This window comes from Aestuariibaculum marinum, assembly GCF_014596975.1.
In the GTDB taxonomy this organism is placed as follows: Bacteria; Bacteroidota; Bacteroidia; order Flavobacteriales; family Flavobacteriaceae; genus Aestuariibaculum; species Aestuariibaculum marinum.
This window is the reverse complement of sequence record NZ_JACVXD010000001.1, coordinates 852,473-862,100: the sequence shown is the minus strand read 5'-3', so window position 1 is coordinate 862,100 and position 9,628 is coordinate 852,473. Positions and strand designations below refer to the sequence as shown.

4 protein-coding genes, 1 tRNA gene and 1 rRNA gene are annotated in these 9,628 nt (G+C 32.9%); 2 read left to right on the top strand and 4 right to left on the bottom strand.

The window, feature by feature from the left end:
* Both rrf and ICJ85_RS03865 read left to right on the top strand, forming a co-directional pair.
* Positions 1–74: ribosomal RNA gene (gene rrf, locus ICJ85_RS16875) — 5S ribosomal RNA — on the top strand; the annotation flags it as partial.
* A gap of 76 nt (positions 75–150) precedes the next feature.
* Positions 151–223: transfer RNA gene (locus ICJ85_RS03865), tRNA-Lys, on the top strand.
* 66 nt (positions 224–289) lie between these two features.
* Here ICJ85_RS03865 and ICJ85_RS03860 read toward each other — a convergent pair.
* The 4 genes from ICJ85_RS03860 to ICJ85_RS03845 all read right to left on the bottom strand — a co-directional run bounded on the left by ICJ85_RS03860 (position 290) and on the right by ICJ85_RS03845 (position 9,504).
* Positions 290–1,840, bottom strand: coding sequence for a T9SS type A sorting domain-containing protein (locus ICJ85_RS03860; protein WP_188222448.1), 1,551 nt, complete (start codon positions 1,838–1,840; stop codon positions 290–292).
* A gap of 339 nt (positions 1,841–2,179) precedes the next feature.
* Entirely contained in the window at positions 2,180–3,865 is a 1,686-nt protein-coding gene (locus tag ICJ85_RS03855; RefSeq protein ID WP_188222447.1) for a hypothetical protein, read from the bottom strand.
* A gap of 3 nt (positions 3,866–3,868) precedes the next feature.
* Complete coding sequence (locus ICJ85_RS03850; protein ID WP_188222446.1) at positions 3,869–5,185, bottom strand: T9SS type A sorting domain-containing protein; 1,317 nt, start codon at positions 5,183–5,185, stop codon at positions 3,869–3,871.
* 401 nt (positions 5,186–5,586) lie between these two features.
* Positions 5,587–9,504 carry a hybrid sensor histidine kinase/response regulator transcription factor gene (locus ICJ85_RS03845; protein ID WP_188222445.1) on the bottom strand — a complete coding sequence of 1,306 codons (3,918 nt, stop codon included), beginning with the start codon at positions 9,502–9,504 and terminating at the stop codon, positions 5,587–5,589.
* Positions 9,505–9,628 lie beyond the last annotated feature (124 nt).

The following is a 9,628-nucleotide window of genomic DNA, read 5'->3' as shown; positions in this document are numbered from 1 at the left end:
CATTCCGAACAGAGTAGTTAAGCCCGTTAGCGCCGATGGTACTGCATCCGTGGGAGAGTAGGTCGTTGCCTTTTTTGATCCTCAGTCTTATAGAATAGACTGAGGATTTTTTATTATATGGCTTGTGTAAGCCAGAGATATAAAATTAAAGACTAGGTAGCTCAGTTGGTAGAGCATTTCACTTTTAATGAAAGGGTCCTGGGTTCGAGCCCCAGCCTGGTCACAACAAACATAACAAAAGCCTTTATCAAACCAGATAAAGGCTTTTTGGTTCTTCATAATATTATTTTTATTCTATAATTATGAATTGTTTGGTTATTTTAGATTGATCTGTTTGAAGCGTTACAAAATAAATACCTTTAGTAAAACTTTTTGGAATATCAAATTTTTGTGAATTTGGTGTTATAATGGTTGTATGATATAGCAAAGTGCCTTGAATACTGTTAATTGATAAAGAAACACTTTTTTTGTCTGTTTTGGTTAAAATAGAGATGTGTTTAGACGATGGATTTGGATAAATCAAAAATTCTATGTCACTACTGCTGTCTTCAGTAATTATTATATCATCTTCATATATTATTTGAGATATATTAACATCTGAACACGCTCCTAAACTATCACCATGATCTAAATGTCGTTGTGCTTGCCCTGAAGATACGCATAGGGTTGATTGTTCTCCTTTATTGTTTATATGACAAATAACTACTTTGTCTCCACGGCAATATGGATTAGTATCACAACCATCTGGAATTTTATCGTTGTCTTCATCTAAATTGTCATCAAAGCCTTCACATAAATCGTCACAATCAGGAACACCATCAAGATCGGAATCTAAAGAGACACCATCTTCATCAACTAATAAAGGACAAAGAGAATTAATTTCTAAGTCATTACAATCTGCTACACCATCACCATCACGGTCGGTATCTTTTACATTACAACCACAGTCTCCGGCTGTGGTTTTATTTCTATCGGTAGGACACTCATCCTGGCAATCGGGTGTTCCATCTCCATCGGTATCGCTGGTTATTAATGAGGTTATCGAGGCGTTGTTATCATCACAATCTTCTGTTGCCAGTACACCATCGCAATCATTATCTATTTCTTGGTTCGGGTTAAATCGATCAGGGCAATTATCAGTAGAATCACAAATACCATCACCATCTGAGTCGTTTGAGGCATCAACTGGACACGGGTCTAAATCATTACAAATACCATCATTATCGGCATCTCCTGTAGCATCATCACCTTGGCAAAGGTCACAACCATCAGGCACGGTATCAGCATCTGCATCAGCGTGGTCATTATAACCAGGACAAATATCATCGGCATCACATACAGTATCTCCATCTGAGTCTATACATTGGCATACATCATCATCCATTCCATTACAGTTCTCATCTATATTGTTTCCACAAATTTCAGGGGCTCCAGGGTAAATCTTAGAGTCTTGATCGTCGCAATCTACATCTGCGGAGTAACTGTCATTATCATTATCTAGTTCAGAACAAGATTCAATCGTATAAAAATCAGAACTTCCTGTACAAGTGTTAAACGTGTTATCACTTATATAAAGCTCTACTGTTTCCCCCACGTTAAAATCACATAATAAATAGCCACTATTATTTGAATCAGCAGGATGATATATTATTGAATTTTCAGTTTTAACAGTTAAATACATTGGGTATATATTATCAGTATTTTCTGCAAAATAAAAAATTTGAAGACAAGGTTCTCCGTTTTTACATTGTTGGTGTATTGATGTAATTTCACCAAAACATTCTGATTGCGCAAAGCTGTTTGCGGAAATAAACAGAATTACTAGTATTAGTTTTTTCATAATAAATGATTTAATTGGTTAATAGTTTATTCTATTGTAGATAATAAGTTCATTTATATGATTTTAATGGGGCTGTTATTATTTTACTATTACTTTTTTTGTAATTGTACCTAGGTTTGTTTCTATTTTAATTAAATCCAAATACATAAATCATAGATACTGTATTACAATCTAGTGTAGGAGTTCCAAACTCAAGTCCATAAAAAAATGGTACTAATTATGGAAGAGAACAATCTTGGGCTTGTGTTGTTTGGTTGGAATAAAGAATGAAGATTAATAGAGTTATTATTTTTTTCATGGTATTTTTTATTTGATTAATAGACTTCAAGAAGTTTCATTCTAATTTTTATTCATCATTGAAGCTCCGGAAAAGAAGTTCATAACTTGGTACTCGTTCTTTGAGATTTTTGTTGGTTGTTTACTTAGAGATTTAGCAGTAATATTCATATTATTTTTAGACTTCTTTTTGTCAACCATATCCATTTCCATGATGAGTCCGTTAGAGAATTGCTCTAGTATTCTAGAATCGATATCCGGTAAATTCATCTTTTGTGAGCCACCAAAGTTTAAGAAGTTTCCTAAGCTAATAGATTCGTGTTTTGTATGGTAAACCTTAATAATGTACTTATCGTTTTCCATTTGAAGTCCGTTACACGTGTAGTTTAGAATGGTTTTTGAGGGCAGATCGGTTATTTTGTAGTCTGTTTTAACATCTTGATTTTTAACTTCTGGTATAGGATATAATTGAAGCATTTTATTGCCTTGGGCTTCCATAAACATGACCATAGTGTTTAATTCTGAATCGAATAACATAGTGGCATTGCCCATATCTTTATTTTTTTCATCGATCATTTTTGTGGCCTGGTAATTAGCACCTTCTTTTATTAAGAATTCCATATCCATTTTTTCCTTTTTTTTGTCTCCCATAAGCATTTCAGTTTGGTAAATCCAATCAAAATCGTACGATTCCGGTAAGTCGTTTGCTGTAACTTTATAATTTTTTAAAGAGGTTTTGATGGATTTAGTCATGCCCTTAGTATCGCTCGTATCGTAATCATCGTCGTCAATATTTTTATTACCTGAATTACCGCCTTTTACGACTCCTCCCATAACAGCTTCCATAAGACCTTGACCTTGAGCTTTAACTTCTCTGGCTTCGGGTAATTGCACGTCGACAGGTTGGTAATCGTAAAGCAATAAACTCTCTCCAGGAGGTAAGACACTCATTTCAAACATATCTGCAGACTGACCGGTATCGGCTTTATTGGTGTAGATTTCTATTAATCTATCTTGGTCGTCGAAAAGTACGTAGCTGTCTTCGTAGCCGGGGTCGTTAAGAAACTCGAATTTGGTATAGGTGTTTCCTCTTAGTGTTTGTTTCGTTTCTTTAAAATCTTTGTATCTAAAATCATCGGGTTTGTAAATAAATGCGAATTCTACAATACCGTTAAACGGATTGGCTGTCATGCCTAAATCATGTTGTTTTTGAAGCTGAGCCATAAAGGGTTCTGGAGGAAGTTTATAAGCTTCAAGCATCATGGTTGGTACCATCATACCTTGACTTTGTAGTGCTACAATTGAAGATTTGGTATATTCACCATCTTTATAACCATAGATAAAGCCTTCACTATCTATAAACATAGGTTTGGGCTGGTTAGGTACATTCGTTCTTACAGCTACGGCATCGGCATCGAAATACTGGGTTTGATTTAAATTACCGTTTTCATGCATTTTTATAATAACATCTTCTTTGAAAAATTTCTTTTTGTCTTCTGCATTTATTGTTAGCGCTTCATTGCTTGAGAAGGTTGTGGTTGAATTATTATCATTATTAGATTTATTACCGCCAGTAATACCATCGATGGTGCTTTCTGTTGTTTCTGTAACGACTTCGTCTGTTTTTTTTAATACTGTACGTTCTACGGCCTGTTGCGCTTTTTCTTTTAATTTTTTTAGCAGTTGGGCTTCAGCTGAAAAGCCTACACAAAAGACCAAACCAGTTAGAACAATATATTTAGATTTCATGATTTAGTGTTTTATTATTTTATAAGTTTTGGTATTATCATTAGTTTGTATGTTCAGTATATAAATACCCGAATTTTGCTGTTGTATTGGAAGGCTAACAGATTGTTCGCCTGCATTTAAGTTCCTTTGTTTTATAATTTGTCCCTGTATGTTATAAAGCGTTAATTTCTGATTTGATGAGATTGGTGTTTTAAAGGTAATATTGATGGTTTTGGTTGTGGGATTGGGGTAAATAGATAGTTGTTTGTTGTTACTAAAGCTCACACTTAAAGCTGTAGCTTCTTCCCAGTATTTTATGGTTTTAGACGTATTTACTAAGTCTTCGGTTTGAAAGAACAAATCGACTCTTTGGAGGATTGTTTCGGTATTGTTATGATTAGCATCATATTGGTAGGTATAAAGATTCCAATCTCTCCATATACCATTTTCAGGATCCCATGTTTCAGATTTTGAAGATTGTAAATCGCCATTAGAATCATAATTAGTAAGGGTTCGTTGAACATCTGTGCAAGTACCACTTTCGCAATCTTGAAATAGTTTTATAAGTTTGGGGTTGGTTTGAGATCTGGTGTAAGTTACTTTAGAATTCATAGCCCATTCTTCAGGTGTAATGTCAATATTCCAGTAGTATATTTCTTCACTTTCTAAATTGCCGTCTATATTATAAATGGCATTATATTTACCATCAAATACCCAATCTGGAATGCTTTCGTCCCAAATCCATATGATTTGTTCTGAGATTTTATCATTTTCAAAAATAGATTCGAATTTTTCACTATTAGTTAATACATCATCAACTAAGGTTTTGGTAATTTGTATATAACCCGAGGCCGTTGCAGTTATGGTTTCCTCGTTAATTCTTACCCAAGCATTTGTTTTATATTCATATTCATTTTTTATAATAGTTTCATTATCTGGATATTCGTATTCGGTTTTTTCTTCATCAAACCAATTAGTACCGTCTGATACTTGATATAAGCTAAGAATAATACGGTCTTCCTCATCATAAGTTGTAAGGTTTCTGTTAGAATTAACCCAATCACTACCAACTTTAGTTTGCACTTTATCTTCCGTAATGGAGTTGTTAGAATTATAGGTTTTAAGGTGCCTGTAAATTTGTGTTTGGCCGTTTGTTATACTTTCATTTAATAAAAGGGTTTCTTTTGTGCCTTCATTTTCGTAGGTATAGGTTTCGGTTTCATCTAATACCCAAGCGGTATTATCCCAATCGTAGTATTCAATTTTTTGCAGTCGGTAAACTGTTTGACTCATAGCCGAAACAGACAAGCAAAGTGTTAGAAGAAGTGTAATTTTTTTCATAATTGTGAAGTTTAAAAAGACACCTCCTAAGCATTTCAATAAAAAAAGAGAATAAATCCAATTTTTATATTTTCATTATTCTCTTTTTACCCTGATTAATAGCTTCTTTATATATTTTTAAGTGTCCTTATCGATTTCTATAGATTTTAAAACCTTGTTGTCTAACATAATATTTAGCAGGTATTGTCCTTTTTTTAGGTGGTCAATACTTAAGTAGATATTTTGATTATCTTCTTTTTTTATGTCATCAGTTTTAAACATTTGGTTTCTTAGGGAAGGGGTATATTAACTGATTGCTATTTTATTACTTTGGTGTAAAGGTACGCGGGAAGGTTGAAGAAGCATAGCAAGTATGTAACAGAAGATACTTTAAATGTAACAAGACTAAAAAAACAGAAGTTTTATTTAGAATGGTATTCTGATGGGGTTTTTTTGTATTGTTCCTTGAAGCATTTAATAAAATAGGAAGGCGTATTGAAGCCTACTTGAAACGCAATTTCAGAAACCGTTAAATCAGAAGATTTTAAAAGTTTTTCTGCTAGTTTTAAACGTTCAGACCTAATAAATTCCGTGGTAGTTAAACCCGTTAGCGCTTTTAGTTTTCTATGTAACTGCATCCGGCTCATCAACATTTTTTTACTAAAATCGGCTGAGTTAAATTGACTGTCTGTAATATTTTGGTCTAAAACTTCTTTTACTTTGTTAAAAAATTGTTGTTCAGTGCTTGTCACGGCAATATCAGTCAGCTCAAAATTTTGACTGTAGCGTTGTTGAAGTTTTCGTCTGGATTCAATTAAATTTTGAATTTTAATTTTTAGTTTTTGGGTGTGGAAGGGTTTTTCAATATAATCGTCGGCACCGGTTTTTAAACCTTCAATCTCATTAGGCGTTCCGCTTTTGGCAGTTAGCAGTATGATAGGAATATGACTGGTACGTTCATCATGTTTTAAGGTGTTACATAATATGATTCCGTCGGTTTTTGGCATCATAACATCACTAATAATAATATCCGGAATGAGTTTTACCGCCTTTTTAATGCCTATATCACCATTTTCGGCTTCTTCAATGTTGTAGTCTTCTCTAAAAATGGCATTTAAGAAGATTCGAATATCTTCGTCATCTTCAACAATAAGCATTAGCGGTTGTTCTTTATGTGCAATAACATTTTCTGATTGTTCTTGTTTCGTATTATCAGTGGTATTAGGAGTAGAAATTTCCGTAATTTCATTAGGATTAAAGAATGATCGTTCAATAGGAAGAGTGACTGTAAATTGAATTTCATCTTTATTTAATGTATGAGCCACGATATTACCATGAGATAAAACGGTTAGTTCTTTAACGAGCGATAACCCTATTCCAACACCATCGGCAGATTTATTATCTTGATAATAGCGTTGAAAAAGTTTACTTATATTATCGTTAGGAATTGTGTTGCCATTATTAATGATGGCAATGATAATTTCCCCCTGTTGCTTATTAACCTGAAAGGATACTTTACCATTATTAGGAGCATATTTAACGGCATTGGCTAATAGATTTGTAACTATTTTTTCAACAACATCTTTGTCAAACCATGCCTCTTGAATTTTAGGAATATTATATCTGAAATCAATATTTTTTTCTTCAGCTTTAAATTGAAAACTTTTCACTAACTGGGTTAAAAATAAACCTAAATCACCCTGAACAACCGATAAAGTTAGGTTGCCTGTTTCTAGCTTAGATAAATCCAGCAACTGATTCACTAAGTTTAAAAGGCGTTTTGAGTTACGTTGTACCAATTTAAGTTCTTTTCGGTCGGTATTTGAAAGTTTCGGATTGTTGAGTTGTTTTTCAACCGGACCAGATATTAAAGTTAATGGTGTTCTGAATTCGTGTGAAATATTAGTGTACAGTTTCGTTTTAAAACTATCTAATTGTTTTAAGCGTTCGGTTTCTTCATGTTCAAATTGTAATTGCATTTTAATATGCCAACGCCATTTTAGGTAGCTGTAAACCAAGTAACTTATGATAAGAAATAATAAAAGGTATAAAACAATGGCCATCGTACTGAAATACCAGGGCTGCCGAATCGTAAAGGTGTAGGTTGTTGGGGTATTATTCCAAACACCGTCGTAGTTGCAGGATATAACTTTAAAAGTATAGGTGTTTGGAGGAAGGTTTGTATAATGGGCAGTATTGTTATTTCCTGATGCTATCCAGGATTCATCATGATTTACCAATTGATATTTATATAAATTTCGTTTGGGTTGAGAAAAATGAAGACTTGAAAAACTGAAAGTAATGGTATTTTCTTTATAGTTTAAACTTAACTTCGGTTCTAAGTTTCGAGGTTTAGAAAATACTTCGAATTTTGAAATTATAGTTTTTGGTTTTTCTTTATTAAAACTTAATTGTTCTGGATGAAACCAGTTAATGCCTTCTAATCCACCAAAATATAACGTATTGTATTGATCTTTATAGTAAGCACCAGTATTGAACTCTTTGGCTTGCAGGCCGTCATAAACGCTAAAGTTTTCAAAATTTATATGATTGAATTTACTAATTCCATTATTAGTACTCAGCCAAAGGTTATTTTCATTGTCAGGGAGTATTCCGTAAACTACATCATTGGGTAACCCATTTTTTGTTGTAAAGGTTTCGATGGTATTTTTTTCAATATCATAAGCTTTAAGTCCATTACCATTGGTGCCAACCCATAAGGTGTTTTTACTGTAGTACAGCGACTTAATTTTATCATTAATATTATTTATTTTTTCAATTTGATTTGTGGTTTTATTTAGTTTAAAAAGTCCGTTATCATCTGTTCCAATCCACATATCGTTATCAATTCCATAAACTAAAGCCCTTATATTGTTAGAAGAAAATTTTGAATTATTGGTGTTATATGTTTTTAAAATACCTTTGTATTTATCAAATAAAATGATACCGTGACGTTCTGTACATAGCCAGACTTGATGATTTGATGCTTTTATAATCCGCCAAATGGTATGATTTTTTAATTCAGGATAGTACTTATAGTTACCTGAGGCCTCCAGAATATTTAGTCCATAACCCTGATGTCCAATCCACAGTTCATCATTAAGGAAGCAAGTACTTATAATACGATTACTGGCTATATAGCTATTTTCAGTCGTGTACGTTTTGTAGGTTTCTTTTTTTAAATCAACAACCGTAAGTCCTTTGCCCGAAGTACCAATCCAAATATTATTTTGTTTGTCGGTTGTAATGCACCTTACCATATCTACATTTACCGATTTAGGCACCTGATTATTAGTTAGAATATTAAACTTAATTAGATGGGCATCGTAGTAACTGGCTCCGGTACCATCTGAGCCAAACCATATAGTTCCGGTTATATCTTCGTATAATGAAAGCATGTCATTATAGTGAATGGCAAAGGGGTTGTTTTTATTGGCTTTAAAGTTTTTTACAATATTCGATTTCTTATCTATTAAATAAACACCATTACCATAGGTAGCAATCCATAATCGAGACTTGCTATCAATCAATAAATCTTCAATATTTAAATCGGGCGGAATGTTTTTATTCTCATATTTAATAAAGTATTTGCTTCCTTGAGCTTTGTAAAAAAGCCCATGACCGTAAGTGCCTAACCAAAGTGTGTTATCGGATCCTTTTTCAAGGGAACTATAATTGGTAGTTACTGAATTTTGAACCGGAATAGTATTATAATCCCTGTTTTCATAAATACTGAAAACAGATTCAGAACAGGCTGCTATTAATGTATTATCATCTTCCATAAGATGATAAACAGTTTTACTTTTATCAGCATCTTTTAATACCTGAATAGTGTCTTTTGTGCGGGAGTCGACTTTAAATAATCCGTTATTGAAAGTGCCAATGTATAGGTTTTGGTGTTTGTCTTGGAATATGGTACTAACATCAAACTTAAATTTGATGTGTTTAAAATCATCGGTTTGAGGTTGATACAATTCTAATTTCCCGGAATGTGTAATGATCCAAAGTCTATTTTGTTTATCGATATATACCTTACCCAATTTACTAAATGTAGCCCGGGTAATGTCTTCAAACTGTTTGTCGTAATGCTTAAAATCACGTCCGTTGTATTTGTTTAACCCATCCTGAGTAGCCAGCCATAAATAACCAATACTATCTTGAGCGATACTAATTACACTGTTTTGAGATAAACCATCGTTTATAGTTAGGGTTTTAAATGAAAATTGTTTTTGAGGGGCAAATGTATCTGAATCAACTTCTACAAGTTCCTGGCCATTTAATGGTATGCAGCAGCAAATTGTAAAAATTAGTTGTAAGGTATTTGTAATTATTTTGTTCAAGTACACCACCTAACGTATATGAGAGTTTTATGAAATAAGACTTACACCAATATAAGGAATTTTACTAACTAATTTAATTTTAGTGGTTTATAATGAATAATATAATGTTTTGTATTGTAAGTAT

Excerpts from the sequence above, each read along its gene's own strand:
- ICJ85_RS03860 (WP_188222448.1), bottom strand. The coding sequence starts at position 1,840 with ATGAAAAAACTAATACTAGTAATTCTGTTTATTTCCGCAAACAGCTTT.
- ICJ85_RS03855 (WP_188222447.1), bottom strand. The coding sequence starts at position 3,865 with ATGAAATCTAAATATATTGTTCTAACTGGTTTGGTCTTTTGTGTAGGC.
- ICJ85_RS03850 (WP_188222446.1), bottom strand. The coding sequence starts at position 5,185 with ATGAAAAAAATTACACTTCTTCTAACACTTTGCTTGTCTGTTTCGGCT.